The following is a 25538-nucleotide window of genomic DNA, read 5'->3' as shown; positions in this document are numbered from 1 at the left end:
GTTTTTAACAACATGTTATACACATGCAATAAACAAGTAGTTCTTTTTGGGTGCTGTGTTTTGCTTTGATATTAAAGGGTAAAATAGATTTCCACTGTTTCCACATACCAATAATAACAATAATCATTAGTTCACTATCTTTAATTATATATGCAAATAGAAAGCAGAAAGGACAAATTAAAAACCGCACTCTCTTTTGCAGAGAAGATGACTGGGAAAAACCTCACCCTACCTATCCTTGGAACAGTCCTGCTTGTTGTTGATGATAAATCAATCACTATTAGAGCAACCAACCTTGATATTGGAATAGAGATCACACTACCTGTTAAGGTACACAAAAAAGGAATAGTTGCTGTTCCTGGAAACATACTAAACAATCTCTTATCAAACATAACCGACGAAACAATATCTCTTGAAGTTAAGGATGGTAATCTCTTTGTTCAATCACAAAAAAACAAAGCCGTTATTAAAAGTTTCCCGAACGAGGATTTCCCAACACTCCCTGTTGTTTCATCGAATAAAAAGACAATCCAGATTAAACCAGAAAAACTCGTAAACGGACTAAGATCAGTTTGGTACAGTGCATCAGTTTCCGATATTAAACCCGAGATAGCCAGTGTTTTCCTCGGTATTAACAACAAAACAATTACATTTACAGCTACCGACTCCTTCCGACTCGCTGAAAAAATTATTGACTACGAAACAGAGGTTGATGGAGAAACACTCCTTGTTCCTATTAGAAATGTCGCAGAGATTATCCGCGTTTTTGATGCAACAAAAGAAGACATTAAAATATCTTTTGACGACAACCAAATATCATTCAAGAGCGGAGGAATTTACCTCACCTCAAGGCTTATCCAGGGCGTTTTCCCAGACTACAAACAAATCATCCCCAAAGAGCACACAACAGAGGTTATTGTGTTGAAACAGGATTTTGTGAACGCACTAAAAACAACAACCCTCTTTGCAGACAAGTTTAACCAAATCACCTTGGTTGTTGATCCAAAAGGGAAAACTTTTTCTATTACCTCAAGGAACCCCGATGTTGGTGAGAATACGGCCTTTATCGACTCGTCTTTTTCCGGAGAAGGCGTCTCTCTCAATTTTAACCACAGGTATGTTGTTGATTCCTTACAATCAATAACAACAGACAGTGTTTCTTTGCAATGTAACGGTGGATCAAAACCATTGGTGGTCCAGGGGGTTGGGGACCGTTCGTTTACGGCGCTGATTATGCCCTTAAACCAATAAGTCCATGTCTTGGATAAAGAACCTACTCAGTAAATACCAAGCACTCACACCACCCGAGGCGTATATAAAAACTTGTATCAGTAAGGCAATCGAGGAGGTTACGGGGATCTCCATTGACGATAAGGCCATAGTACTCAAAGGCAACACAATCTTTGTTAAAGAGCGCCACGGAGTTAAGGCAACAATCTTTATGGAAAGAGGAAGGATTTTAAAGATAGCAAACAGCGAACTCAAAGAACGGCAGTTTTCTGACATACGATGATTCCCCCCGTACTCTAGTTGGGACACTACGACCCCGGTCTTCCGCAATTAAGTATTAAAAAACACCCCCAGTAGGGGGTGTTTTTAGTCCTCGACAAGAAAGACAAACTCCCGCACACCTTTGTTTTTTACAGTATCGTATCCAACCAAGGTTAATTTGTTTTCATTTTTCAGCCCAGAAACATTCCCAGGAACGAAAGAAAACTGAAACGGCGCTCGGTCAGACATGCCAACATACGTGTTGTTTATGAACAAATCAACCCTGCTTAGTGTGTGTGCACCACTTCCAGTGACAGCAAACGAAACACGCTCGTTTCGCTTGTGATACGTGGTTTCATCGAGACCAAACACAGCAAGTGATGGCGCATACTCGGGTTTGTGCACCTCGTCGTATTTTTGTGGGATGCTCGGTGAGGCTTCTTTTGCGAGGCCCAACCCCGCCGCCCAGAGAAGAACGGGCTCTTCCCACAACAGGAACTGAGAATCTTCTTCAGGGAATGCCGGCCTGGGGCCTCGAGGGTCTCCTTTGTTCAACCAATAAAGAATTGAGTGCACGTCAGTGAGAACAACCTCTCTCCTCGTCTCCTCAGGAGTGTGTGCTGTTGCAAGATTGCCAGATACGGTGTCTATGGTGTACGTTTCCCCGCCCTGCCAGACACCACGAAGCACGGGCTTAAAGCCGTCTGGGTAATCATACGAAACAGAAGCAAAAGGTTCGTCAGGAAGTTTCTCAAGAGCAGTCTTCATAAACGCATTCCACATCGGCGCAACAATAAACCCAGCAACACTTTTCACCATTTCACTGTTGTCGTTGTTTCCAACCCACGCACCAACAGCTATATTGGGTGTGTACCCAATAATCCAGGCGTCGCGAGAATCGTTCGTTGTACCAGTTTTCGCGGCCACGTCTCTTCCTGGAAAATAAAGTGGGGAAGAGGCACCGAAAGCGGGTGTCCTTGCTTTATTGTCCGAAAGAATATCAGTGATTGTCCCAGCAATCTCGGGGGACAAGACCTGCTTGGGTTTTGGAGTTGACGACTCAAGCATTTCCCCATTTCCGTCTCTTACCTCAATGATGCTGTAGTGTGGGTTCCGAACCCCCTTATTTGCAAAGACCGAATACGCACTCGTCATCTCAATGAGCGACACCTCGCCACCACCAAGGACCAAAGTAAGTCCGTAGCGATTTGGATCGTTCAGGCTTGTGATGCCCATATTTCGGGCAGTTTTAAGAGAGTCTTGCAAACCAGAGAGATACAATACCTTAACCGCAGGAACGTTGATTGACTGGGCGAGTGCATCTCGGAATGTTATTGGTCCACGAAACTTCTCATCATAGTTTTGGGGCATGTAACACGTCTCTTCCTTAACATCCGGACTGAGGGGCTTTCCTTTTGCATCACATTCGGTACTAAACTGCGTCGGGAGGTCAAAGACGACCGTATCGGCTGTATACCCCTTTTCTAGGGCCGTTGCGTACACAAACGGCTTAAAGGCTGACCCGGGCTGTCGATTTGGCTTTGTTGTTACATTAAAATTGCCATCGATGTCTTCCGCGAAGTAGTTTTTTGAGCCCACCATAACAAGGACCTGCCCAGTTTTTGGGTCAATAGCAATAAGCCCGGCGTTTGTTGCTTTAAACTTTATAACGTTTTCTTCAGCGTAACGACGTACGATTTCCTCGGCCTTTTCTTGTAGGCCGTAATCAAGTGTCGTGATTACACGAAACCCACCATTTTCTACTCGCTCGCGCCCGTACGTTCCCTCCAACTGCTCAAGGACATAAAAAACAAAATGCGGAGCACGAATGCCGAGGGTTGCGGCTGGTTCAAAGGACGCGACGACGCCCTTTGCCCCCGCATGTTCTTCCTCAGTTATAAAACCGAGCTCAAGCATGCGCCCGAGGACGATATCCTTTCGTTGATCAAGAGCCTCCCGGTTGTTTCCGTAAGGGGAGTAGTATGTTGGCGCCTGCGGAAGAGAGGCCAGGTAGGCCGCCTCATTCAAGGAGAGTTCTTCAGCCCCCTTGTTAAAGAACGCCCTGCTTGCCTCCTCAACTCCGTAGATGCTTCCTCCGTAGGGTGCTTCGTTCAGGTAAAGCTCGAGGATCTCCTCTTTTGTCATCACACCCTCAATTTTAAGTGCGAGCACCCACTCCTTGAGTTTTCTTGGTATGGTCTTTTTTGAGGTAAGCAAAGAGTTCTTAACAACCTGTTGCGTAATTGTAGAACCTCCCTGTTCGAACCCCAAGGAAAAAATATTTACAATAACAGCTCGAAGTATCGCTGTCGGTTTTATGCCCGAGTGATCATAGAACTCAGCATCTTCAATAGCGACCGTTGCGTTTTTGAGGTGCCGAGAAATGAGGTCAAAAGGCACACTTGTGCGCTGAATGTCTTGGTTGGCCTCGTAAAGGAGCACCTCACCAGTTCGATCGTATATTTTTGTTGTTTCAACAACGCGCCGCTCATCAAACGTTTCGAGATCAGGAATTTGCAGGGTTGAAGCCCACAACAAAAGACCACCGGTAGAAAAAAGGCCGATGGCGAACAAGACCAAGAGTGTGTTTTTGAGAAAAAACCTTCGTTTTCGCATGGTATGGCGCTATAATACCACGCAAAAGATTGATTGACAATTTTTCTTGGTACCAAAGAAGCCTGCGTGCCCAATGAAATCGTATGGTACAATACCGTATATGAACGTTCTGACCGATGAGAAAAAAATTGACGAGGCACTCGAAAGAAGCGTCGCGAACATTCTTCCCTCCAAAGAAGCGTTAAAAAAAATACTCCTTACGGGCAAGCGCCTCCGCTTTTATATCGGAGCAGATCCGACGGGCCCCGACCTTCACCTTGGTCACGCAACCAACTTCATTCTCCTCGAGAGAATGAGAAAGCTTGGACACGAGATAATCGTCCTTTTTGGCGATTTTACGGCACGAATCGGGGATCCCACCGACAAGGACGCAGCACGAAAAGCCCTTACAGAAGAAGAAATTGAAGAGAACATCAAGACATGGAAAAAACAAGTGGGAAAAGTTTTGCATCTAGACGACAAAGAAAACCCAGCTGTCATCAAAAAGAATAGTGTGTGGCTCTCTAAACTTTCTCCCGAAGAGATTCTTAAACTTGCTGCACACGTAACTGTGCAACGCATGATTGAGCGTGACATGTTTGAGCGTCGCCTTATTGCGCACAAACCGATCTACCTTCATGAATTTTTCTACCCACTTCTTCAGGGATACGACAGTGTCGCAATGGATGTCGACGTAGAGGTTGGGGGCACCGACCAGACGTTTAATATGCTTGTTGGTCGTGATTTACAAAAAACCTATAACAATAAAGAAAAATTTGTCATCACAACCCCACTACTCGAAGATCCGCGGACAGGAAAGAAACTCATGAGCAAAAGTGAGGGTGGGTATGTTGCACTGAACGACGCTCCGCAAGACATGTACGGTAAAGTAATGGCGCTACCCGACGAAGTAGTAGTCTCTGTTCTCGAACACTCCACACTTGCTTCGATTTCTAATGTTAGAAAAATGGAAAAAGATTTTTCACACCCCGAGAATCGGCGAGATCTAAAAATGTTGCTTGCGCGTGAGGTTGTGAAAACATACCACGGAGAAAAAGATGCCATTGAGGCAGAGGCGTTTTTTGTTGCGACATTTCAAAAAAAAGACACACCAAGAGAGGCGCCGCAAACGACCGCTTCGTCAGGAGAATTGCTCGTCGATGTTTTGTTGCGAGAAGGAACTGTAGCATCAAAGACGGAATTCAGACGTTTGGTCAAAGAGGGAGCAGTAACAGATCTCGACCAAGCACACCTGATCGAAGACGAAAAACACGTCATTACAAAACCGACAACGTTCAAAATCGGAAAGCGGCGGTTCCTACGCGTTCTTCTTTGAGCCCAACATAACAAAACTCGGTCGCCTTGAGCGACCGAGTTTTGTTATGTTCAATGCAAATTATTCCTCGGTCTCTTCTTCGCTCTCAAAAAGGGTGTCATCTCCTTCCACTCCATCCTCACCCTCTTCGTCCGCCTCCTCTTCCTCGAGGCCGAGCTCTCCACTTTGTGCAAATTCGTCAGGTAACATGCGCTTATGATTTAAAAATTTATTTGCGACCTAAAACTTTTAATTGGACTTCTTACGTCTCTAAGACGCAGTGCTTCTATTTTTAGCAGATTCTATTGGTAATGCAAGAGTAAAAAAGATTGGGTTGTGGATAACCAATTACGTCAAGAGAGTGACCGAGTTTTCTCTGTGGCAAAGTGGGTAAGCCCCACAGCGATTGCGTCATATTCATCATCCAATCGCCCCTTCTTTTCAGGAACGCGCAGAAGCTGCTTCACCATGAGTGTCACTTGTTCTTTTGGGGCTCGCCCCCAACCCGTAATGGCAACCTTTATTTGAAGTGGGGTATATTCTTCGACGTGGAGCCCAGCCTCCTTTGCTTTGAAAACGATGGTTCCGCGCCCTTCGGCAACCTTCATCGCTGTTTTTTGATTGGTGTTAAACAGTAGCGTTTCTATCGCGAGAACCTCAGGTGCGTACGTTTCGACAAGCTTTCCAAACGCGGTTCCAATGACGCGCAAACGCTCTTCAAAAACATCTTTAGGATTTGTTCTAATACAATCAGAGAAGATGAGAACTTCTTTACCCGCTGATTTTTCCAACACAGCAACCCCAACACGCTCAAAGCCCGGGTCTATAGCAATGATTCTCATTGTCGTGGCAGATTTACGAGGCGTTGGTAAACACCCCCTGCACGTCACTTTGCTCTTCAAGTGCGTCGACCAAGGCCCCAAGCTTTTCAAGATCATCGTCTTCGGGGGACACGGTGGAGGTTGGGTTCCATTCGTTACCTTCTTTTACAAAAGCCCACTTGGCGGCGCCGCGCTCGACGAACACGGCGCTGTTGTCAGCAAGGATTTTCTTTACCTCCGCAACCGTCCGGTTTTTGTTATCAGTCAAACACTCGACAATAATAGCGGTACCACCAGGACCATATGCTTCATACGTGACCTCCTCAAGAGAGGCCGCGTCTTTTTCTGTGGCTCGCTTGATTGCCCGCTCAATGTTTGCGAGAGGCATGTTTGCAACACGGGCGCGCTCAACGACATTTTTTAACGTTGATGCGTTTGTGTCGCCACCAACCCTCCTTGCCTCCATGGTTATTACCTGTGCCAACTTCGAAAACTCGCGACTCTTTTTTGCGTCTGTGATGCCCTTCTTTCTTTTAATTTGTGACCACTTATTATGACCAGACATATGGTATCTGTATTGTAACTGAAGAAAATATTTTTATTCAAGTTTTTAAAGGAAGTGCAAAATCGTACGACACGCTGCTCAAATCAAGCGCTCCTGTCTGTTTTCTGGTGCCTTAAGGCCAAGGTGCTTGTATGCCGCGTCTGTCGCCACACGTCCACGCGATGTTCGCTCGAGAAACCCAAGCTGAATGAGGTAGGGCTCATTAACCTCCTCGATGGTCGAGCGTTCCTCAGAAAGAGAAGCAGCAATGGTCCCAATACCAACGGGCCCACCGTGGTATTTTTCGATAATAGCAGCAAGAATCTGCTGGTCGAGGGCAGAGAGCCCCCTTTCGTCGATTTCAAGAAGTGATAGCGCTTTTTGCACAGCATCCTTCTCAAGGGGGCGTTTGGCGACCTGAGCAAAATCTCGGCACCGTTTTAATAAATAGTTTGCTGTTCTTGGGGTACACCTACTTCGTATTGCTATCTCCTCGCAGGCATCTTCAGGTAAAGAAACCCCAAGAATTTGGGCGGAGCGCCTAAGGATTTGCTTCATTTCTTCAAGGGTATAAAACTCCAAACGAAACACTCCGCCCGAAAAGCGGGAACGAAGTGGCGCAGAGAGAAGGGCGACGCGTGTTGTGGCAGCAACAAGCGTAAAGGGCGCCAACTCAAGCTGGATGATGCGGGCCGAAGGGCCCTTGCCCAAGATAATATCAAGCTTACCAGACTCCATTGCTGGGTAAAGCATTTCCTCGACTGTTTTTGAAAGGCGATGGATTTCGTCTATGAAAAGGACATCCCCAGGAGAGAGGTTGGTAACTATAGAAGCAAGATCACCAACCTTTTCTATTGCTGGCCCGGATGTAGTTTTAATGTCTGCTCCAAGTTCTCGGGCGATAAGGTTTGCAAGCGTTGTTTTTCCCAAGCCCGGTGGGCCGTAAAAAAGAAGATGCTCCGGCGGATGTGAGCGTTCTTTGGCCGCCTTGAGCAAAATTTCAAGGTTTTGCTTTATCCGTTTTTGTCCTATATACTCCCCCAGTGTTGCGGGGCGCAAGAGGTGATCTAGGGCGGCGTCCTTCTTAAGAGGCTCTGTTGGGTTACTTGACATTTTAAGTGTTTTATGATAACGTATGCGTAAAGAGGCGAACGAGCCTTCTTTGTATACGACACGAACTCTCTAGCTCGTGTCTTCCTCTTTACGATAGCACATTTAAAGTCCCCAACCTCCAGGCAATCAGATCATTTTTTGATCATTTGGGTGTTTCCTAAGAGCGTCTTGGTTTTTCTGCTTCGGCAGATATAACTGAGGTGTTTCTCAAGGTTATATCTGCCTTTTTATTCCTTGCACGGAACTTAAAGGATTGTCTGGAGGTTGGGGACTTTAACGTTTAAAGTGACCCCTCCAATTCAAATCTTCAGGTGGCGTAAGAGCTCAAATCAATTACACGCATCACCTCCTCAAAAGAAGTGACACCATGAAGAATCTTTGAAACACCATCTTCTCCCATATCAAGCAATCCCTGTGTATCCATTAACTTTTTTATCTCACGCTCGCTCGGGTTTTCTGAAGCGAGTTTTTCAATTTCGGCATCCATGTGCACCGCCTCAAAAATACCAATACGTCCTTTATAGCCGGTGTTGTTGCATTTGTCACACTTGCTTCCCCGCCATACTCGTGTGGTTTGTATGTCGGCGAATGCGGTGCGCAACCGCGGCTCCATATGAGCGATGATCTTTCGCTCTTCTTCCGTTGGTGTGTCTTCCTTCTTACAGTATTCACAGAGTTTTCGTAGGAGTCGTTGGGCAAGAGCAAGCGTTAGCGCAGAGCCGATGATTTTTGGATTTACTCCAAGGTCGATGAGCCGAGGTATGGTTCCCGCCGCGTTGTTTGTGTGAAGGGTCGAAAGCACCAAGTGACCCGTGAGCGCGGCATCAATCGCAGTCTCCGCAGTTTCTTTGTCGCGGATTTCTCCGACCATGATGACGTCTGGGTCTTGGCGGAGCCCCGAACGGAGCCCCTCAAAAAAGTTATACGCGGTATTACTATCAACCTGCGTCTGTGTTATCCCGGGAAGATGATATTCAACCGGGTCCTCAATGGTAATAATTTTGACTGTCGGGTCGTTCAACAGACGTAGGATCGCGTAAAGCGTTGTCGTCTTTCCAGAACCAGTAGGACCCGTGTTTAGGATCAAGCCATTGGGCTTTTTTATCTCCCGTCTCACAATTTCCTCAAGTCTCTTTTCCATACCCAACTTATCAAATGGAACCGCTATCGCCTTGGGGTTTAGGATACGAAGCACCACAGACTCTCCATATGCTCCGGGCACTGTCGAGATTCGAACTTCGATGTCCGCATCATGCACCTTGATGGTGAACCGGCCGTTTTGCGCATCATCACGCACGTTCAACTTCATGCCGGAGAGAATTTTAATACGTGAAACAAGGAGTGTGAACACCCGCTCCTCTATGGCAGCAACCTCCTGAAGAACACCATCCAAACGATAGCGGAGCATCACCTGCGTCTCTTCTGGTTCAATATGAATGTCTGACGCGTCGGTGGCGAGGGACCCAGCAATCAAAATTTCAAGGATTCTTGTGGTCTGATATCGTTCCTTCCCCGCAAGTACGCCAGCAATAACCTCTGCGACACTGTTTAAGCTCTTAAATTCTGCCAAGTAAGACAGAACTTGTTCTGAGGAGACCTCAAGAACGCCCTCCTCCGTCTCTAAGCTTAAAGAAAGCTCCGCATATCGTTCCCATACGCGCCCAAGACTCTTTTTGGATGCAACATAGAGGATCGGAGAATACCCCGCATTTTCTAGCTCTTTTATTCGGTCTATTGTGTCTTGGTTGTTGGGCGCCGCAATGGCAACATGAACCTGTTTTCCAACCAAACGAAACGGAGCGAGAAGCCCCGTACGCGCCTCTTCTTCCTTTAGAAGGCGCAAAGCGTCACTTGAAAGGGGAACAGTTAAAAGGTCTATATAAGGAAGATCATGCCTTTCTGCTATAAATCGAGCAAGTTCTTCAGCTTCCTGCGTTTGCAGTTCAGCTACTTTCTTTTTTTGCTTGTCTTCGTCAAACGTGACCATGAAAATGAAGAGGGCAAAGGAGGAGCGTCTCTTGCTTTTAATACTAGCGCGTGCTTCTACGTAAAACAATATTGCACTTTGTTGAAACAGTGGTTCTGTGCAGAGAATCACTGTGCACCATCACGACAGTAAACACAACCCAATTGTTTTGTTAGCCCCAGTGCTCATTCTTACTAACGAAAGTACCATCTGCGAGTACGTGATTTTGGTGTGAGGTAGTTGTTATGTTCTGCGCTACATAACCTCATTTTTATTGACTTTTTAGCCGATTATGATATAATTGACTTGGCAATCCAGCTTATAGGAAGGAACGGGTAAAATGAAGTCAAATAAAGTGCTTTTGGTTGCAGTGCTGGGAGTTTCCCTGGCGTTTGGTGGCCCCATCGGCTGCGCTGGTGGCGAAAATCAGCAGGCCGGCACAGTCCTGGGCGCTATCGCTGGCGGTCTCGCTGGTGCGCAATTCGGGCGTGGCACGGGCCAGCTCGTCGGAGTCGGCATCGGTACCCTCCTGGGCGCCGCCATTGGTGGCGAACTCGGCCGGTCCGTGGATGCGACAGACCGTCGTCTGATGCACCAAACGACAGAGCGTGCGCTGAACGATACCCCGCGCAACACCACGACGACGTGGCGGAACCCGGACACTGGCCACTACGGCACGGTGACGCCCACCAACACGACAGAGCCACGTTCAGGCGTCTACTGCCGCGAGTACCAGCAGACGGTCACCGTTGGTGGCCAGACGCAGAACGCCTTTGGCACCGCCTGTCGGCAGCCAGACGGTCAGTGGCGCGTGCAGTAGCACGTCGACCACAACAAAACGGGCGCGAGGAGGTTACCCCCCCTCGCGCCCTTTCATTTGGTACAATAGACGCATGCAAGAGCTCTACGCAAAAACCCCCGATGACCTGAAGGCTGTGGCCGCGATACTCGCGCAAGAAGTATTTGGGCGTGTGGCGCCCAAGGAGGCATCCGTCATAGGATTGTATGGCGATTTGGGGAGTGGCAAAACCACGTTTGTAAAAAGCATCGCAGAATCACTCGGTGTTGTGGAACCTGTGGTCTCCCCAACGTTCATCATTGAACGCGTGTATGCCATGGACCACCCGCGCTTTGCCCGCTTTATACATATTGATGCATATCGCTTACGGGACAGTGACGAATTGTTGAGTCTCGGGTGGGAGGAGATCTCAAAAGATCCGAAGAACCTCATTTTCATAGAATGGGCAGACCGGATAGAGGCCGCATTGCCGTACGATGCGATAAAGATGTATTTTGAAGGAGTAGACGAACGCACAAGAAAAATCAGAATCGTTAATCCGTAGTCATGAAACAAACAAAGGAAACAACAAAAAGACGGCTCGTGCTCTTAGATGCTCACGCAATCTTGCATCGTGCGTATCACGCACTCCCAGACTTCACTTCGAGAAAGGGTGAGCCAACTGGTGGGTTGTATGGGCTTTCGGCAATGTTAATCAAACTTATTAGCGACCTGAAGCCCGATTACCTCATTGCGTGCTATGACTTGGCGGGGCCGACATTTCGTCATGAAGCGTTTGAGGGGTACAAAGCAAAGCGGCCAAAGGCCGAGGACGATTTAGTTGCGCAAATGATTCGATCAAGAGATGTCTTTGGGGCGCTCGGCATTCCCATTTACGAAAAAGCAGGCTTTGAAGCCGATGACGTTATTGGCACCATTGTCGAAGAATCCAAGGGCGCGCTCAAGAAAGAGGCGCTCGAAATCATCATCGCATCAGGTGACATGGACACCTTAAGTTTGGTAGATGATAGACGGGTTATGGTCTATACACTCAAAAAAGGTATTTCAGACACGATTCTTTATGACGAGAAGGCGGTGCGCGAACGCTTCGGCTTCGGACCAGAACTCCTCGCGGATTACAAAGGATTGCGCGGTGATCCCTCCGACAACATCCCGGGCATTCGCGGTATCGGCGAAAAGACGGCAACAGAGCTCATCCTCGCCTTCGGTGGCATTGAAGATATTTATAAAAAACTTAAGAAGGACGAGAAGGCGTTCGAGAAGAAGGCGATTAAACCGCGTATTGTGCAACTCTTGAAAGACAACGAAGAGGAGGCACTTTTTTCAAAAACACTTGCATCAATTAGGAAAGACGCACCAATTGATTTTTCTCTCCCACAAAAAACATGGAGAGACACATTCGATATTGCAAAGGCGTCTAACCTCTTTCAAGAACTCGACTTTCGAACACTTGAGGATCGATTGCGAGGTGTCTTGGGTGAGAAAAAAGAAACACAGAAAGAAGAAACACAAGAAAAACCAGATCCGAGAGAGATTGTTGAGACGGCGATTGCGCTTTGGCTTGTCAATTCAGACATAACGAACCCAACTCTAGAGGATATCATGCGCCACGCACGCACGAAGACATTTGTCGAGGCAAAAGAAGGGATTCTCCGAGAGATCAAGTCACTTGGCCTCGAGCGCGTGTATCGTGAAATAGAGCTACCACTCACACCAATTATCAAAAAAGCAGAGGAACGCGGGGTCTTAATCGACACGTCGTATCTCAAAAATCTTTCAAAAGAATATCACAAAGAGCTCGACAAACTCTCCGAGCGTATCTGGAAGAGCGCGGGTACGCGATTCAACATCAATTCCCCGCGGCAACTCGGCGAAGTGCTTTTTGACACAATGGGCCTCACCGCGAAGGGTCTTAAAAAGACCGAGGGCGGCGCTCGCTCGACGCGCGAATCAGAGCTCCTAAAGCTCGAAGATGTGCACCCAATCATTGCGGACATTCTCGCATTTCGCGAGTTTCAAAAGCTTGTTTCCACATATATCGACAATATTCCGGGAATGGTCGATGCCGAAGGCGCACTGCATACATCATTTATACAGACAGGCACAACAACGGGGCGGATGGCTTCAGAAAACCCGAATCTCCAAAACGTTCCCATAAAAGGGGAACACGGCGGGAAGATACGCCGAGCGTTTATTGCACGAAAGGGGTTTACGCTCGCGGCGTTCGATTATTCCCAAATTGAGCTTCGCGTCCTCGCCATTCTCTCCAAAGACGAAGACCTCACTCGCATTTTTAAAGAGGGTCGTGATGTACACGCGGCTGTTGCCTCAAGAGTTTTTAAGGTGCCACAGGAAGAAGTAACAAAAGAGATGCGTCGCAAAGCAAAAACAATCAACTTCGGCATTATCTACGGCATGGGGATTTCCAGTTTACAGAAAGCTCTTGGTGGCACGCGCGAGGAAGCTCAAAATTTCTATAATAGCTATTTCGATGAATTTCCCGGAATTGCCAACTTTCTCGAAGAAATAAAAAGAAAGGCAGCAAAGCAAGGATACACCGAAACCTTCTTTGGGAGACGCCGCTATTTTGAAGGTATCAATTCAAACATCCCCTATATTAGAGCTGCTGCTGAACGCATGGCAGTCAATGCCCCACTCCAAGGAACGGCCACTGGGGACATTATCAAGCTTGCGATTGTTAATGTTGACACAATGCTCCGCAAACACGGGTGGGAAGACAGGGCGCTCCTTCTTCTCCAGGTACATGACGAACTCTTGTACGAAGTGAACGACGATGTGGTTGGAGAGGTGATACCTCTAATTAAGAGGGAGATGGAGGCCGTCCTTAAACACGATGTGCCCATCATCGCAGATGCTTCTTTGGGGAAAAATTGGGGGGAGATGGAGGTAGTTAAAACATAAAAGCACCTCGTCTTATATTTCGTCTTCGCTCGGAGAAAATGAAAATGAAGACATTTTCATTTTGCCCGCTCGCTCGACGAAATAAAAACATCCCGAGTCCTGATCTGCCAAGGGCAGGACTCGGGATGTTTGCTTTGGCTCTAGTGACCGTTTTTCGCAACAATGCGACGCATCGCTTCGAGAGCTGTGTTAATGGGAACGAAATAGATTTCTCGTCCCCGTTGTTCCTCGTACGTGGACACTGCTCCGCGTCCCGCCTCGAAGTTAGTTACTGTAATTGTGGGTATTCCACTCATCACACCCACAACCTTTCCATCCTCTGTAAGTACGGGGCCGCCAGAGCACCCCTGGGGATGCCGCGCGCCGTCAAAGGTCATAAGACCCGTAAGAGTGACTTCGAGATCCGTGTAGTAATCGGTGATATCCTTTGCAATGAGCGGTCCATAAGGAATTACGGAAGGATTCCATACCGTGGTGCAAAGTCCATACAACATTTGGCCCAACTTTAAGTCGTCTGAGTTCCCCAAAGAAAGGGGTTTCATGCCCGGATAGGACGGGGAGTAGATAACACCAATGTCAGTTTCCTTTTCGTAGCCGACGGCGTTCACTTTAAATTTTGCGCCCGTATGTGTTTCCGCCATCACTTCACCAATGTCGCCGCACATATACCAGAGATTATGAGCGGCGGTTAAACCGTTACCCAAACCCATTGAAACACCATTCACTTCAACAACGAAAGCGCTTCCCATCCAACTAATGAGCCCGCAAGCTCCGCTGATTGAGAGATAGCCCTTTGCTGCTTCATGAACCACATGCCCCGCGGGGTACTCGTTTGCTGCTTTTGGGAAAGGTTTGCAAGCCGCAATCGCCGCAACAACGACGGCGGCGCAAAGCGTGTAAACACTTCGGAACATGGCCGTCTCCGTCAAGTTTTCAATACTACTGTAAGGGTAGCATTGTACCCAAAATTGTCCAACAGGCACCTGCGGGGTATCATATACATGTGATATACGTATTTTGGGGGTCTGATACCGCGCGCGTTGCCGAGAAATCGAGTGCTTTTGTTGATGCACTCCGGGCAAAAAAGCCGGAGGCGCCCATACTGGTCTTTGATGAAGAGACAGTCTCGGTCTCTTCTCTTGAGGAGCTTGTGAGGGCGCACGGTCTTTTCGAATCCAACAACATAGTTGTATTAAGCAACACGTTGTCGCTTGAGCCCATAGCCGAATTCGTAGAAGAGGAGGTCGCGCAACTTGCCGATTCGGCAACCGTCTTTGTTTTTAAAGAGGCAAAGCTATCCGCGACTCTTAAAAGAGTCCTTGCTAAGTATGCAAAGAAGGCTTTTCTTCTTGAAAAACCTGAACAAAAACAGCGAAAAGACACTATTACCTTCGAGCTTTCCGATGCTTTGGGTGCACGGAATAGGCAAGAAGCATGGGTTTTGCTCCAGAAAGCACTTCGGGGTGGGCACGAACCAGAGCAGATCCACGGAACACTCTTTTGGCAAGTAAAAAATCTCCTCTCACTCACACAGGCGGAACAAGAAGGACCCGCGGCTATAACAGCGCTCGGACTCAATCCTTTTGTTGAGAAAAAAGCAAAACAATTCAAAAAAAATTTTTCAGAAACAGAATTGCAAAAACTTTCAAGCACACTCGTGTCGATATCCCACGAAGCACGCCTTGGGGGAGAAGATCTTGATGTTGCATTGGAACGGTTTGTACTGAATATATAAGCCACCTCTTTTCGAAAAGGGTATCTCAAATAACCTTGTGTTAAAAGGACAATAATAGGTCTTTCTAGTTTATCCACACCCATTTGATTGCGTCAACCCGTAGAGCGGGGTAGACTGTGGGTAGACCTCGAAAGACGTTTTCGAGAGCAACGTTACACCCTCGTTGGGTCAGTTCACAAGCTTCTTCCGAAAACAGATTTTCGAAACAGTTCTTTGGTCTGTAGTACAACTTAATATGACATAGCACCGCTCGTTCTCCGTAGATTGGCGCGCAAGCGCAAACAAGGCCCCAACTTTCTCCAGGGGCCTTATGTTATGTATGACTTTGTATTTTGATCGCTGTACCAGTTACTTGCTTGTTGTGGGGCATGCATGCTACAAACTACTCAGTTTCAGGTAACCCAGAGAAATTGCATGAGAACTTGGATGTGGGCGATTTTTGTAACCCTTATCATCCTTGCCCCGTCGTTGGCGAATGCGGGCATCATAGGCCTTTATCTCCCGGCCCAAGATGACAAAGTAAGCGTTTTTGTTACCGGAGAAAACAAAAACCCACACCTGAGGGTTGAAGTCCCCCGATATCCTGATGTGGCCCTCTGCAAGGGCTTTCAGCCCTATCGCAAGGTCCCATTTGCGCGCGAGTCACTGGAGCTTGAGAATGGTCCGTTGGGGAGGGGAACCGGTTTTGCCCTTTGGGAATCGCAGGAATGTCTCGAAGCGCTCTGGGCAACAAATCATGTTTCTTTGAAGGAGTTTACTCAAGAGATAGATATCTACAACGATTTCTTTGCGTATTTCACAAATCATGAAGAACTGGTGCGTGGGTTTGAGGCTGGTGATTTTGTGCTTGCGGTTGGATTTCAGATAACTGTTGGGTTTGAGCAGGAATGGCGTGAGGCCATCTTTACCTACGAAGATGCTCTTGTCGGCAGAGTTTTGTTGGGGCAGAGGAATTGATTACAAAAAGGAGCCACTCTAAAAGTGGTTCCTTTTATTTATTACTTAAATCCGCCCAGTAGGAATCGAACCTACAACCAACTGCTTAAAAGGCAGCTGCTCTACCGTTGAGCTATGGGCGGGAAAAATCAACCCGCAACAAACAACCTACAACTTTACAACAAAAAAGCTAAACCAGCAAATCGGGAGGGGTTGTAGGTTGATTGTCGCCTGTTGTCGGTTAGAGAGGTAAATCAAACGCGAATGCTCCTGCGCCGGAAAAGAGGAGCGAAAGCGCCAACCCCGTGAGGAGAAGGAATGTAACGCGTTCTCGTTTATCACGCGCGAGATATACGGAGAGGACCGCCAAGGCGATTGCGGCGAGCTGTGTGTAGAGGCCGACAAGTACACACGCGCCCGCAACAACGCCGATGACAGTCACCGCGTTCGCAATCGAGATAAAGTTTTTATCTTTTGCATACGCAGTGCGAAGAGCGTATGCCCCACTTACAACAAAGTATCCCCCCAAGAAAATACGGATAATGAAAGGCGCCAGTATAGCGAACGAAAGAAGATCCGGAAATACAGAAAGCATCTATTAAGTATATGGTATCTAGTATTTTGTATCTAGTACACGACAAAACCCCAACAACCGACCCCTCCGTAGACATTCACCAGTATGGTAGTATGACCTTTGTATGACAAAAGCCGACAACGTAGTTGTTATCCTCCACAACGTTCGGAGTGCCCACAATGTTGGCGCCATTTTTCGAACCGCTGATGCGGCGGGGGTTGGGAAGATATATCTGACGGGTTATACCCCAACACCGACCGATCGCTTTGGTAGAACACAAAGCAAGATTGCCAAAACAGCTCTCGGTGCAGAGGCGCTTTCGTGGGAAGCTGTAAAGAACATTACGCGCGTACTTACGCGTCTCAAAGAAGAAGGATACTTTATAGTCGCGATTGAGCAGGCTCCAAGGTCAATTGATTACAAAAAGATACACCCCAAGAAGAAGACGGCGTTTGTCCTTGGCAATGAAGTGCGTGGCCTCTCCAAAGCGATACTTGATTCTGCCGACGTGACCGCAGAAATACCAGTGAGGGGAACGAAAGAGTCATTGAATGTTGCTGTCGCCGGAGGGGTTGCGCTCTTTCGAATCCTCAACGTCTAGATTTTTAAATCAAAACCTCTCCTTCGAGAGGTTTTGATTGGTCGTTTTGCCTGCGATGGAATGGCCTATGGAGTAATTGAGTCCACTATTCTACCCTCTCGATCGTAGAGCACGAGCACTTCGCGCTTATCTCGCCACAACTCCTGGCCACGGCTGAAGTAGATGCGCCACCCGTTCTTGTAGAATCCAGGCTCGTTTTTATGAAGGGAAACACACCCGCTGTAATTCACATATTGTGAAATGAACTCCTGACACCGCGCGTTATTGGTGAGCGAGAGGGGAATCGCTTGTAAGTGCGGCTGGCATTGGTTCAATGACTCGAGGTAATCAAGACACTGCCCATCACTTGTCGTTCCTGCATATTGGAAATCATCCTCCGGCAATGGGCATTCGATTGGGAGTGGGGGTACAAAATCTTGGAGGTATTCGTAATAGCCGGTGCAGATATTACTGCGGAATGAGGCGCCAAGAGGGGAGCGACCAGTGACAAGCGCCGCGGCCCCCCCCGGAGAAAGCGCGATTGCTTGCGCTGTGGTAATGGTGTATTGATCGGGCAAATAGGTTCCAGATCCAATAACTACCGAGTTTCCAGTGAGAAGGCTTTTTATTTGCCAACCAGTGATGATGATGGGTTCCGCGTTTTGATACGAGGCACGAATTAAAATGTACTCTTTTTGCGGGTCGGTCTCACGCGTGTTATATGCATTCTCGAAAGAAACCCTGTCCCCAAAAATAGAGGTTTTCGTTGCGCCATTGATAGTCTCTTCCGTTTCTCCCTTTTCGCGAAGTATCTTTATAACCTCTTGTATGTACGGCGGCTTTTCTTGAGTTTGTGAACCAGTGTTTCCAGTATTTGTATTTCCGGAATAGAAGAAATCACTCCCACTGGGTCCATATGCATCCCCGGTACTAATCGGAGCGGGTGGGTTTAAGAAAGGTCCGCTAAAGCTAGAGCTGCGTCCCTGCCCACCACCAAAATACCAGACTGCAAAGATAATCCCCAAACCAACAAGTGCCCAACGTAAGACTTCCATGCCAAATTTTAACGAGTATTAACGAGTAAAAAATTTGTGCACCGAGCACATACAATCATGCAGGACTGCGTCGGAGCTTTTCTTTTAGTCTACGAACAGTTTGCCAACGCTGATTCTTAATCAAGTATACATGATGCATGATTGTATGTGCTCTGGTCTAGTAAAACATAATCGCTACGCTCATTGTTTTACTGATACTCTTGATTGTAACACGCGCTCTAATTCTTCTCGCGCCACGCGAGCATCGCTCCACGGGAGCTTTGTATTATTGGGTCCCATAATGTAGGGGTCTGTGCCCTTCCCGGTGATGATGACCGTGTCGCTCGTCTCGGCTTCTTTGAGGGCCTCCCTAATTGCCTCTCGACGGTCCATGATAATGCGATAAATTGGCTGGGTCATGCCGCTCGCGACATCCTCAACAATGTCGCGCGGGTTTTCGTCGTACGGGTCTTCGTTTGTCAGGATTACGTGCGTGCACTGATCGCCTGCTATGCGCCCCATCTCCTTCCTTTTCCATCGGTCTCTTCCGCCCCCCGTTGCGCCCAAAACACAGATTTTTCTTGAGTGCTGGAAGACATCATAGACCTTAGCGAGCGAGTCGGGAGTATGCGCGTAGTCCACAACAACCACGAAGTCCTGCTTACTCCGTAGAGGGCTTGTTGAGGGAAGGGTAATGGACTCCATGCGCCCGGGGATTCCGTTAAACGATTCAATCGCGCGCTTCATCACTTCAGTACTCACATTTTGGCTTTTGGCGAATGTAAGTGCGGCGAGAATGTTGTAGAGATTAAAACGTCCCCGCAGGCGCGTTTGAATGCGCGCACCTCCAAACGTAAACCACATTTCATCTTGCGAAATCTCGTACGGCTCGGCATCCGGGAGTGCGTAGGGGTACTTTTCTTTTACAGAGACGTTAAGAAAGCGCCCACCCTCGTTATCGTCTTTGTTGGCGACCATAATCGTGCGCGCCTTTTTGGATGCCGCAAGCGCTTTGGCAATGCTCAACTTTGCTTCGCGATACTTTTCGTACGAGCCATGCGACTCGATGTGTTCCGGCGCAAGGTTCGTGAAGATGAGGGCATCCATAGCTATGAACTTGTGGCGATATTGTCGCGCACCCTCGGAGGTCATTTCGATGAGCGCATACTGGCACTTTTTTTGTACTGCCTTGCGCAAAAGTGATTGGACGAACAGGCGACCAGGCATCGTCATTTTGAATTTGTTGTCGTATGACTCGTCATCAATCTTGTAACGCACGGTGTTAAGAAGGGCAGTCTTGTACCCCGCGTGTTCAAGGAGTGCGTTGGTAAGCTCAATGACACTCGTCTTACCCTTGGTGCCAGTGACACCCACGACAATTATTTTTCGTGAAGGGAAACGGTATACAAGCGCCCCGAAGAGCGCAAGCGCATAGTGATAGATGGGCTGTAATATGGAAAACAGCTTTTGTGGTATAAGTTTTTTTAATTGAAAGAGAATCGTGTCCATACGTGCCCTAGTGCGTCAGAACCTTGAGCGCTTCTTTAATCTTCTCGTTTGTCCCAAGTGTTTCCGAGCCAACCTTTTTTAGTGCCTCTCTCGCGTCTCGCAATTGGTATCCGAGGGAGACCAAAGCTTCGAGAACCTCTCCTTCCTCGCTACGGGTGTTCCCCACCTCTTCTCCATCCTCAAGGACAATCTTTTCTTTGAGCTCCAAAACTATCTTTGCGGCGGTTTTCTTACCAATTCCAGAGACTTTTGTCAGATACGTGGTGTCTTCTCCAGCAATGGCGCGCTTGAGCGTCGTAACGGGAGCGAGGGAGAGGATGGCAATGGCGGAACGAGGACCAATGCCCGAAATACCAATCAGCATTTCAAAAAACTCGAGCTCCGGGCGTGTCTCGAATCCGAACAGTTCCGTCGAGTCTTCGCGGACCACCTGATGTGTCCAGAGTGTTGCGCGTTCGCGCTCCGCCATTCTCGAAAGCATCTCGGGCGTTACGTGCACCTTGTATCCAATATCATTGGCTTCAATGACGGCGTAGTTATGCCCCTTGGCGTATATCATGCCTGCAAGACGAATAATCATGCATTAATATTAGCACAGTGAAGATAGCTTGTTTACGCAACAAAAAACGCCACACAGAGCAATGTGCGACGTCGAATTTAGCAGGTCTCTATGGAGCCGAGGAGCATATTTCCCGAGCGCAAAGGATGCCCAGTAGAAAAACCAGAGCGGAGCAAGATGTCCCTAATGGTGTCCGGGTTGTGCAGGGTGAGGAAGAAGCCCGGCTCAACCTCAACCACCTCTCCTTCCTCTCGGTCTGTGCTAAAAGGTGTTGAGAACATTCCTGTTCCTGGTACTTTGAGTGCTTTGCGCAACGAACGAAAAGCCTCTTCGAGTCTTGGGGCGGGAATGTGCATGAGCACAGCCATAAGCATGAAGCCGTCAAATCGTCCTGGGTACTTTTCTCCAAGCTCGTATATGTTGCCCACCTCGAATGTGCGAAGAGGAGAGTCGGCATGAAGCCGCCGAGCCAGATTGATCTGTTCTTCTGCGGGGTCAACACCGAGATATCTCTCAATACCGAGGTCGTCGAGAATGTCGACCATCCTTCCGTATCCGCACCCCACATCAACGACAAGGTGGTTCTGTGGGAGGGAGCCAAAGGCGCCACGGCTGAACGGGTCTGCCCAAACTGGGTCATGCATTCTGCCTGCGAGGGCGTCTCTGTTGTATATTTGCACCGTGCGCTGATCGGGTCCCGTAAGCGTCATCGCCACTCAAATCCACAACCCTGGTGTCTTATGAAAGAGTAAACATAAAACCATTTTTGTCAACCATTGGAGACAATCGTTACGTCCCTGAAAGCCGCCCAACGCACCCCAAAATGTCGGGAGACTTGATACATTCGCCCCGATGCTTTATACTGCGAAACATGCCAATTACACGTGGAGCCAAAAAGGCCGTTCGAGTTTCAGAGAGGAAACGTGTCTTTAACGACCGTCGTCGCCGAGCGATGAAGGATGTTTTGAAGAGTATTCGCAAGGCCGCAGAGGCTAAAAATGCGCCAGAAGCCAAGAAGCTTTTGTCCGAAGCCTACAAAGCCATAGACAAGGCAGCAAAGCGCGGAGTTATCAAGAAAAATAACGCCGCACGGAAGAAGTCGCGCCTCGTCGCTTTAGTGAAAAAGATACAATAACCCCTCGTCGCGTCTTTGTGTGAATTAAAAACCCCAGTCGCTCCGCCAGTTGGCGGAAAGCGATTGGGGTTTTGCGTTTAGGAGATGCCCAGTCGCGCAAGAACTTTGGGGATAACATTGTGCTCGATTTTTGCTCGGAGGAGCTCTCCTTCTCTATCACCAACTTCGTTGTCGATGACAAAATCTGCACCTCGTCCAATTTCGGAAATGGAGCGCTCGTTCAATGCTCCATCGAGGCGCATAAATTCTTCGAAGGACATCGTCTGATCTCCCGCCTTATCGTTTTGCTCTTTCGAACGTTTATATGCCGCTTCCGGAGAGCAGTACACATACAAAAGGAAGTTGAGAGGAAACGAGCGAATCAAGTCTCTGTCTGAAAACCAACGCACTCCGTCGACAAAGATGACATGAACCCCGGCCAGACTCTCACTTTCGATGAGGATTTTCATCCGCCGACTCAAAGCCCCCGCGCCTTCGGTTGTCACCCACTCTTGCGCAAGTCTCTGCATGTTTTCTCTGGAGAGCGGCAGAGCACGTCTTACGAGCTCTGGAGCCAAGAGGTCAGCAGAGAATGTGAGTGTTCTTGCCCGTATCCCCACATCGTATTCTTTGAGTATTCCCGTAATTATCTTTGTGCATGTACCCTTGCCGCGCTTGGGCTTCCCGACGAGTCCGATGATGAGTGCCACGATGTATACACCCCTTGTTCTATCGCGGATAGTAGCAAACAGAGCATAAATGGCAAAGTGCCGCATTCGTGGTATAGTGTTTTTACATTGCCCTCGTCGTTCAACGGATAGGACACGGGATTGCGGATCCCGTGATAGAGGTTCGATTCCTCTCGAGGGCACCAATACAGAGTCTAAAGCAAACGCTTGTGAAGCCACAGCATTCCTGGCATCATTCTCATCAGACAGTGATGTTGTGGGCATGACCATGGCCAAGAGGGCTAAGACACCCGAAGTTCTCGTGAGTGTCGACGGAGAATTCACGGGACGTATCCCGGGACCCCATTCCATGATTGCGCTTGGCGCCGTTGCCTACACGCACGCGGGTGACGAGATCTCGCGGTTCAAGGTCCACTTGGAAGAACTCCCCGGCGCTAGCCGAGAAGAGGTGACGATGGAGTGGTGGAGCAAGTTTCCCGATATGTGGAAGGCGCTAACGACAGACGCTGTTTCACCAAAAGATGGGATGCTCCAATTCGCCAATTGGCTCGACACATTACCTGGCCCACCAAAGCTTCTAGGGTGGCCTCTACCAATCGATTTCACATTTCTATACTGGTACTACGTAGCATTCGTTGGTGATCCTCCGTTTGGCCACGATGGTATCGACATCAAGACGTACGCCATGGCTGTCATGAAAGCCGCGACGTTTGGAGAAGTGTCGAGGACAAATGTGTGCAAGGCGCTAGGAGTCCCCAACACTCCGCATTCGCACGACCCAGTTGACGATGCCGCAGCACAGGCCGAGTTATTTTTTCGCCTGAAGAAATTTGCCGACGCACGCTTGTAGTATAACCCTCCAGGGTAAGGTCATGTATTCCGCACGAATCTCATCGGGCGGTTTTTTAGTATGACGCTGCAAGTTTAAACACTAAAAAAGCCGGAGTAGTCCGGCATATGCGTACCTTTTTCAATTGGTTTATAACATTTCCTCAAAAAGCTTTGGGTTCAGGCGATACATTGCGGCTGGCAAGAGCACAAACCAAAGGAACACCGTTACGAGAGAAATCATCCACCATGAAGCACTCCACAAGGGCGTAAGGGGATTGGAGGGGTACATAAGAAACATTTGCGCGAACATTATCACGAGGACTCCATAACCGAAAATGGGTTTCACCTTGAACGCGCGCTTGAAAAACATGCGTTCAATATCAAAAAATGCTTGCACATAACCCTGCGTCTTTTGTGACATGGTTGCCTCGTTCCGGCGGTAATCTGGGGAAACAGTAGCACGCCCACCTACACGACACAACCCCTCTCCTGTATACTTTTAAGGATTAGCATCGGACCAATATGTTCCAGCATCTTTTACCCAACCTCAGACCAAGGAGGAATGATGCAAAGAAACTTTCCCCCTATTTTCACCAAGGCGAGACAGCTGCTGATATCGGCGCTGGGTCAGGGATGCTCGCGTACGAACTTCAAAAAATAACGGGTGCTTCGTTTACCCTCCTCGATGTTACCGACTATCACACGGTGCCACTACCACTACAACTTTTTGATGGCAATACAATTCCATTTCCCGATAAGCATTTCGATACGACACTCTTGGTGCTCGTCCTTCATCATTTAAAAACATTCAAAGATCAAGAGGTGCTCTTGAGAGAAGTGCGTCGCGTCACAAAAAAACAAGTTCTCATTGTCGAGGTAACTCCACCAAATGCATTCTGGTGGTGGCTGAATGCAATCTGGGATGTTATCGCCAATAGTCCGCACGGTGTACCAAGTACGTTTTTCTATCGAAGTGAAAGTGGGTGGAGAGACCTCTTTCAGTTGATGAGTTTCCAGAATGTGGAATCTAAAAAGTGGATGAGGATTTTTCCGGTGACGCTCTATGTATTATCGTGTTGAGCCAGAATCAACTAAAACCCCAGCTTTTCCATAATTGCGTGAGATATGGGCTCGTGTTCCTCGTCAGACTCTTCGAGATACTCGCTTAGAAACTCGCGAACCTCCTCTGCGTCTGTGGTTCCCAGAGGGATAACCAAATGGGGCAAGAAGAGCCGCCTCGCGTCGACAATGAGTTTTGGGTTTTCCCCGTTTCCCTTTGCAATCCAGAAGGACACAAGTGTTTCGTAGGGGAACAACTCTTTGTCTAGAGAAATACCCTCTGAAGAAATCTCTAAACGTATTTTCTGCGGCGCCCGAAACGATTGAACGAATAACGCAAACGCCGCTACAGCGATGAGCGCCGCGAGAAGGTAGTTACCAAAGAAGATTGTCCCGCCAATGAGCGAGATGAAAATGAGGGCGAGTATCCCGTACCACTCAATACCTTGTTCACGGTGGGGGTATTCGTCCGCGGTCCATGAAAGCACGGGCCCCGCGTCAGTGCCTTTTTGTGCTTGAGGAGTACCCATTAGATAGTAGCAATTAAGACTTAGAAATTTCTCTTACGGTTTCTTGGTGTTTGCACACCCCATGCTGTATCCCTTAATTGAATTTGTTTCAAGACAGAAGGTGAGTGTGTAATCTGACCCAGATGCGTTTGACTGATACGTGTACGTGCGGACGGGGTGTTGTGGGTCTGGTGGCACCTCGCTAATGACCAGCTCACCCTCGAGCACAACAGAGAACGCGTCGTCGCCCGTAATTGTGGTCGCGCTTGCGAAAACAGGGAACTTCGAGTGGTTGGTGTAGTAGAGGTTAAGCGCGTTTTGTACTTCCTGCAGGTGTTGCATGCGCGTCGCGTCGCGTCCCTTTTCTTTGACGCCGCTCATTGAGACGATAACCACTGACATAAGCATACCAATAACCGCGAGAACGACCAGAAGCTCTAATATAGTGAATCCTTTGTATGTGTGCATGATAAGTGAGACGAGGTTGGTAGTCTTTATATTTTACTACACTTTACTTTTTTGTTAAACTGTCGGCAGTCTAGGGTTGGACAGGAAAGACGCCCATGTTCGAGGTCGCATCTATGGTGTTCCTACTGCTTGTATCGCCGATTATCATCTGGGGCATTTGGAGTGCGGTGTCGGCACAGCTTGGTATGGTGGTCCTTGTCCTCGTGCTTTTTTCAGACCTAGCAATGGTCTATGCTATGTATTTGGCGATAAAGAATCGTTCGTTACCAAAGCTAGTTGGTGGCCCAAGTATCTCCTTGGCAGGAAAAAAGAGATAACACAGTAATTGCACCCTTTCGTTTTTTGAGGATACCTACGACAGCAAGACACCCACGG

28 protein-coding genes and 2 tRNA genes are annotated in these 25538 nt (G+C 48.2%); 14 read left to right on the top strand and 16 right to left on the bottom strand.

Going from position 1 to position 25538, the window contains the following annotated elements; genetic code table 11:
• The first annotated feature begins 150 nt into the window (after positions 1-150).
• A complete protein-coding gene (gene dnaN / locus HY455_00405) occupies positions 151-1251 on the top strand; it encodes a DNA polymerase III subunit beta (protein ID MBI4117993.1) in 1101 nt (366 codons plus the stop codon).
• Positions 1252-1255: 4 nt separating this feature from the next.
• Positions 1256-1513, top strand: a complete 258-nt coding sequence (locus HY455_00400) for a hypothetical protein (protein MBI4117992.1) — start codon at positions 1256-1258, stop codon at positions 1511-1513.
• A gap of 83 nt (positions 1514-1596) precedes the next feature.
• On the opposite strand, the gene HY455_00395 is transcribed toward HY455_00400, so the two are convergent.
• The gene (locus tag HY455_00395; GenBank protein ID MBI4117991.1) at positions 1597-4107 is read right to left on the bottom strand and encodes a penicillin-binding protein; all 2511 of its coding nucleotides are present in this window, start codon (positions 4105-4107) and stop codon (positions 1597-1599) included.
• A 100-nt stretch (positions 4108-4207) separates the two neighbouring features.
• On the opposite strand from HY455_00395, the gene HY455_00390 reads away from it, so the two are divergent.
• Complete coding sequence (locus HY455_00390) at positions 4208-5422, top strand: tyrosine--tRNA ligase (protein MBI4117990.1); 1215 nt, start codon at positions 4208-4210, stop codon at positions 5420-5422.
• A gap of 332 nt (positions 5423-5754) precedes the next feature.
• On the opposite strand, the gene ruvC is transcribed toward HY455_00390, so the two are convergent.
• From ruvC to HY455_00370, 4 genes are all read right to left on the bottom strand, one after another.
• Positions 5755-6243: a crossover junction endodeoxyribonuclease RuvC gene (gene ruvC / locus HY455_00385; protein MBI4117989.1), complete on the bottom strand. Its 489-nt coding sequence runs from the start codon at positions 6241-6243 to the stop codon at positions 5755-5757.
• Between the two features lie 13 nt (positions 6244-6256).
• Positions 6257-6787: a YebC/PmpR family DNA-binding transcriptional regulator gene (locus HY455_00380; GenBank protein MBI4117988.1), complete on the bottom strand. Its 531-nt coding sequence runs from the start codon at positions 6785-6787 to the stop codon at positions 6257-6259.
• A gap of 78 nt (positions 6788-6865) precedes the next feature.
• Complete coding sequence (gene ruvB / locus HY455_00375) at positions 6866-7879, bottom strand: Holliday junction branch migration DNA helicase RuvB (GenBank protein MBI4117987.1); 1014 nt, start codon at positions 7877-7879, stop codon at positions 6866-6868.
• Positions 7880-8186: 307 nt separating this feature from the next.
• The gene (locus tag HY455_00370; GenBank protein MBI4117986.1) at positions 8187-9866 is read right to left on the bottom strand and encodes a type II/IV secretion system protein; all 1680 of its coding nucleotides are present in this window, start codon (positions 9864-9866) and stop codon (positions 8187-8189) included.
• A gap of 319 nt (positions 9867-10185) precedes the next feature.
• Between HY455_00370 and HY455_00365 the strand changes: the two genes are divergently transcribed.
• The 3 genes from HY455_00365 (at position 10186) to HY455_00355 (ending at position 13566) form a co-directional block, all read left to right on the top strand.
• Positions 10186-10665 carry a glycine zipper 2TM domain-containing protein gene (locus HY455_00365; protein ID MBI4117985.1) on the top strand — a complete coding sequence of 160 codons (480 nt, stop codon included), beginning with the start codon at positions 10186-10188 and terminating at the stop codon, positions 10663-10665.
• A 73-nt stretch (positions 10666-10738) separates the two neighbouring features.
• Positions 10739-11188, top strand: coding sequence for a tRNA (adenosine(37)-N6)-threonylcarbamoyltransferase complex ATPase subunit type 1 TsaE (gene tsaE / locus HY455_00360; protein MBI4117984.1), 450 nt, complete (start codon positions 10739-10741; stop codon positions 11186-11188).
• 2 nt (positions 11189-11190) lie between these two features.
• On the top strand, positions 11191-13566 hold the full coding sequence (locus tag HY455_00355; protein ID MBI4117983.1) for a hypothetical protein: 2376 nt from the start codon (positions 11191-11193) through the stop codon (positions 13564-13566).
• Between the two features lie 140 nt (positions 13567-13706).
• Here HY455_00355 and HY455_00350 read toward each other — a convergent pair whose 3' ends face one another.
• The gene (locus tag HY455_00350) at positions 13707-14480 is read right to left on the bottom strand and encodes a serine protease (protein MBI4117982.1); all 774 of its coding nucleotides are present in this window, start codon (positions 14478-14480) and stop codon (positions 13707-13709) included.
• An 89-nt stretch (positions 14481-14569) separates the two neighbouring features.
• Here HY455_00350 and HY455_00345 point away from each other — a divergent pair, with 89 nt between their 5' ends.
• Both HY455_00345 and HY455_00340 read left to right on the top strand, forming a co-directional pair.
• A complete protein-coding gene (locus HY455_00345; GenBank protein MBI4117981.1) occupies positions 14570-15301 on the top strand; it encodes a hypothetical protein in 732 nt (243 codons plus the stop codon).
• Positions 15302-15715: 414 nt separating this feature from the next.
• A complete protein-coding gene (locus tag HY455_00340) occupies positions 15716-16258 on the top strand; it encodes a hypothetical protein (protein ID MBI4117980.1) in 543 nt (180 codons plus the stop codon).
• Positions 16259-16308: 50 nt separating this feature from the next.
• Here the strand turns inward: HY455_00340 and HY455_00335 are convergent.
• Both HY455_00335 and HY455_00330 read right to left on the bottom strand, forming a co-directional pair.
• Positions 16309-16380, bottom strand: a tRNA-Lys gene (locus HY455_00335).
• Between the two features lie 98 nt (positions 16381-16478).
• Positions 16479-16832 carry a hypothetical protein gene (locus HY455_00330; protein MBI4117979.1) on the bottom strand — a complete coding sequence of 118 codons (354 nt, stop codon included), beginning with the start codon at positions 16830-16832 and terminating at the stop codon, positions 16479-16481.
• Between the two features lie 103 nt (positions 16833-16935).
• On the opposite strand from HY455_00330, the gene HY455_00325 reads away from it, so the two are divergent.
• The gene (locus HY455_00325; GenBank protein ID MBI4117978.1) at positions 16936-17412 is read left to right on the top strand and encodes a TrmH family RNA methyltransferase; all 477 of its coding nucleotides are present in this window, start codon (positions 16936-16938) and stop codon (positions 17410-17412) included.
• A 65-nt stretch (positions 17413-17477) separates the two neighbouring features.
• Here HY455_00325 and HY455_00320 read toward each other — a convergent pair whose 3' ends face one another.
• The 4 genes from HY455_00320 to HY455_00305 all read right to left on the bottom strand — a co-directional run bounded on the left by HY455_00320 (position 17478) and on the right by HY455_00305 (position 21203).
• Entirely contained in the window at positions 17478-18446 is a 969-nt protein-coding gene (locus HY455_00320) for a hypothetical protein (GenBank protein MBI4117977.1), read from the bottom strand.
• Positions 18447-18626: 180 nt separating this feature from the next.
• Positions 18627-19934: a UDP-N-acetylmuramyl-tripeptide synthetase gene (murE, locus tag HY455_00315; GenBank protein ID MBI4117976.1), complete on the bottom strand. Its 1308-nt coding sequence runs from the start codon at positions 19932-19934 to the stop codon at positions 18627-18629.
• Between the two features lie 7 nt (positions 19935-19941).
• Positions 19942-20514, bottom strand: coding sequence for a Holliday junction branch migration protein RuvA (gene ruvA / locus HY455_00310; protein ID MBI4117975.1), 573 nt, complete (start codon positions 20512-20514; stop codon positions 19942-19944).
• A gap of 77 nt (positions 20515-20591) precedes the next feature.
• Positions 20592-21203 (bottom strand): class I SAM-dependent methyltransferase, encoded by a 612-nt coding sequence (locus tag HY455_00305; GenBank protein ID MBI4117974.1) that lies wholly within the window; start codon positions 21201-21203, stop codon positions 20592-20594.
• A gap of 161 nt (positions 21204-21364) precedes the next feature.
• On the opposite strand from HY455_00305, the gene rpsT reads away from it, so the two are divergent.
• Complete coding sequence (rpsT, locus tag HY455_00300) at positions 21365-21628, top strand: 30S ribosomal protein S20 (GenBank protein ID MBI4117973.1); 264 nt, start codon at positions 21365-21367, stop codon at positions 21626-21628.
• A 77-nt stretch (positions 21629-21705) separates the two neighbouring features.
• On the opposite strand, the gene HY455_00295 is transcribed toward rpsT, so the two are convergent.
• A complete protein-coding gene (locus tag HY455_00295; protein ID MBI4117972.1) occupies positions 21706-22317 on the bottom strand; it encodes a hypothetical protein in 612 nt (203 codons plus the stop codon).
• Between the two features lie 89 nt (positions 22318-22406).
• Between HY455_00295 and HY455_00290 the strand changes: the two genes are divergently transcribed.
• Positions 22407-22481 (top strand) — tRNA-Arg (locus tag HY455_00290).
• Between the two features lie 83 nt (positions 22482-22564).
• Positions 22565-23146 (top strand): exonuclease, encoded by a 582-nt coding sequence (locus tag HY455_00285; GenBank protein MBI4117971.1) that lies wholly within the window; start codon positions 22565-22567, stop codon positions 23144-23146.
• 129 nt (positions 23147-23275) lie between these two features.
• On the opposite strand, the gene HY455_00280 is transcribed toward HY455_00285, so the two are convergent.
• Entirely contained in the window at positions 23276-23548 is a 273-nt protein-coding gene (locus tag HY455_00280; GenBank protein ID MBI4117970.1) for a hypothetical protein, read from the bottom strand.
• A 101-nt stretch (positions 23549-23649) separates the two neighbouring features.
• Here HY455_00280 and HY455_00275 point away from each other — a divergent pair, with 101 nt between their 5' ends.
• Positions 23650-24207 (top strand): methyltransferase domain-containing protein, encoded by a 558-nt coding sequence (locus tag HY455_00275; protein ID MBI4117969.1) that lies wholly within the window; start codon positions 23650-23652, stop codon positions 24205-24207.
• A gap of 11 nt (positions 24208-24218) precedes the next feature.
• On the opposite strand, the gene HY455_00270 is transcribed toward HY455_00275, so the two are convergent.
• Entirely contained in the window at positions 24219-24716 is a 498-nt protein-coding gene (locus HY455_00270) for a hypothetical protein (GenBank protein MBI4117968.1), read from the bottom strand.
• A 33-nt stretch (positions 24717-24749) separates the two neighbouring features.
• Positions 24750-25163 carry a type II secretion system protein gene (locus HY455_00265; protein ID MBI4117967.1) on the bottom strand — a complete coding sequence of 138 codons (414 nt, stop codon included), beginning with the start codon at positions 25161-25163 and terminating at the stop codon, positions 24750-24752.
• A gap of 95 nt (positions 25164-25258) precedes the next feature.
• Between HY455_00265 and HY455_00260 the strand changes: the two genes are divergently transcribed.
• Positions 25259-25480 carry a hypothetical protein gene (locus tag HY455_00260; GenBank protein ID MBI4117966.1) on the top strand — a complete coding sequence of 74 codons (222 nt, stop codon included), beginning with the start codon at positions 25259-25261 and terminating at the stop codon, positions 25478-25480.
• The last annotated feature ends 58 nt before the right edge of the window (positions 25481-25538 follow it).

The sequence above is a fragment of the Parcubacteria group bacterium genome (assembly GCA_016204045.1).
Classification (GTDB): Bacteria; Patescibacteriota; Minisyncoccia; order Phycocordibacterales; family UBA2135; genus JACQLQ01.
This window is presented reverse-complemented; position numbering and strand designations above follow the sequence as displayed.

Coding starts and splice junctions, on each gene's coding strand:
- dnaN (MBI4117993.1), top strand. CDS start 151: ATGCAAATAGAAAGCAGAAAGGACAAATTAAAAACCGCACTCTCTTTT.
- HY455_00400 (MBI4117992.1), top strand. CDS start 1,256: ATGTCTTGGATAAAGAACCTACTCAGTAAATACCAAGCACTCACACCA.
- HY455_00395 (MBI4117991.1), bottom strand. CDS start 4,107: ATGCGAAAACGAAGGTTTTTTCTCAAAAACACACTCTTGGTCTTGTTC.
- HY455_00390 (MBI4117990.1), top strand. CDS start 4,208: ATGAACGTTCTGACCGATGAGAAAAAAATTGACGAGGCACTCGAAAGA.
- ruvC (MBI4117989.1), bottom strand. CDS start 6,243: ATGAGAATCATTGCTATAGACCCGGGCTTTGAGCGTGTTGGGGTTGCT.
- HY455_00380 (MBI4117988.1), bottom strand. CDS start 6,787: ATGTCTGGTCATAATAAGTGGTCACAAATTAAAAGAAAGAAGGGCATC.
- ruvB (MBI4117987.1), bottom strand. CDS start 7,879: ATGTCAAGTAACCCAACAGAGCCTCTTAAGAAGGACGCCGCCCTAGAT.
- HY455_00370 (MBI4117986.1), bottom strand. CDS start 9,866: ATGGTCACGTTTGACGAAGACAAGCAAAAAAAGAAAGTAGCTGAACTG.
- HY455_00365 (MBI4117985.1), top strand. CDS start 10,186: ATGAAGTCAAATAAAGTGCTTTTGGTTGCAGTGCTGGGAGTTTCCCTG.
- tsaE (MBI4117984.1), top strand. CDS start 10,739: ATGCAAGAGCTCTACGCAAAAACCCCCGATGACCTGAAGGCTGTGGCC.
- HY455_00355 (MBI4117983.1), top strand. CDS start 11,191: ATGAAACAAACAAAGGAAACAACAAAAAGACGGCTCGTGCTCTTAGAT.
- HY455_00350 (MBI4117982.1), bottom strand. CDS start 14,480: ATGTTCCGAAGTGTTTACACGCTTTGCGCCGCCGTCGTTGTTGCGGCG.
- HY455_00340 (MBI4117980.1), top strand. CDS start 15,716: ATGAGAACTTGGATGTGGGCGATTTTTGTAACCCTTATCATCCTTGCC.
- HY455_00330 (MBI4117979.1), bottom strand. CDS start 16,832: ATGCTTTCTGTATTTCCGGATCTTCTTTCGTTCGCTATACTGGCGCCT.
- HY455_00325 (MBI4117978.1), top strand. CDS start 16,936: ATGACAAAAGCCGACAACGTAGTTGTTATCCTCCACAACGTTCGGAGT.
- HY455_00320 (MBI4117977.1), bottom strand. CDS start 18,446: ATGGAAGTCTTACGTTGGGCACTTGTTGGTTTGGGGATTATCTTTGCA.
- murE (MBI4117976.1), bottom strand. CDS start 19,934: ATGGACACGATTCTCTTTCAATTAAAAAAACTTATACCACAAAAGCTG.
- ruvA (MBI4117975.1), bottom strand. CDS start 20,514: ATGATTATTCGTCTTGCAGGCATGATATACGCCAAGGGGCATAACTAC.
- HY455_00305 (MBI4117974.1), bottom strand. CDS start 21,203: ATGACGCTTACGGGACCCGATCAGCGCACGGTGCAAATATACAACAGA.
- rpsT (MBI4117973.1), top strand. CDS start 21,365: ATGCCAATTACACGTGGAGCCAAAAAGGCCGTTCGAGTTTCAGAGAGG.
- HY455_00285 (MBI4117971.1), top strand. CDS start 22,565: ATGGCCAAGAGGGCTAAGACACCCGAAGTTCTCGTGAGTGTCGACGGA.
- HY455_00280 (MBI4117970.1), bottom strand. CDS start 23,548: ATGTCACAAAAGACGCAGGGTTATGTGCAAGCATTTTTTGATATTGAA.
- HY455_00275 (MBI4117969.1), top strand. CDS start 23,650: ATGTTCCAGCATCTTTTACCCAACCTCAGACCAAGGAGGAATGATGCA.
- HY455_00270 (MBI4117968.1), bottom strand. CDS start 24,716: ATGGGTACTCCTCAAGCACAAAAAGGCACTGACGCGGGGCCCGTGCTT.
- HY455_00265 (MBI4117967.1), bottom strand. CDS start 25,163: ATGCACACATACAAAGGATTCACTATATTAGAGCTTCTGGTCGTTCTC.
- HY455_00260 (MBI4117966.1), top strand. CDS start 25,259: ATGTTCGAGGTCGCATCTATGGTGTTCCTACTGCTTGTATCGCCGATT.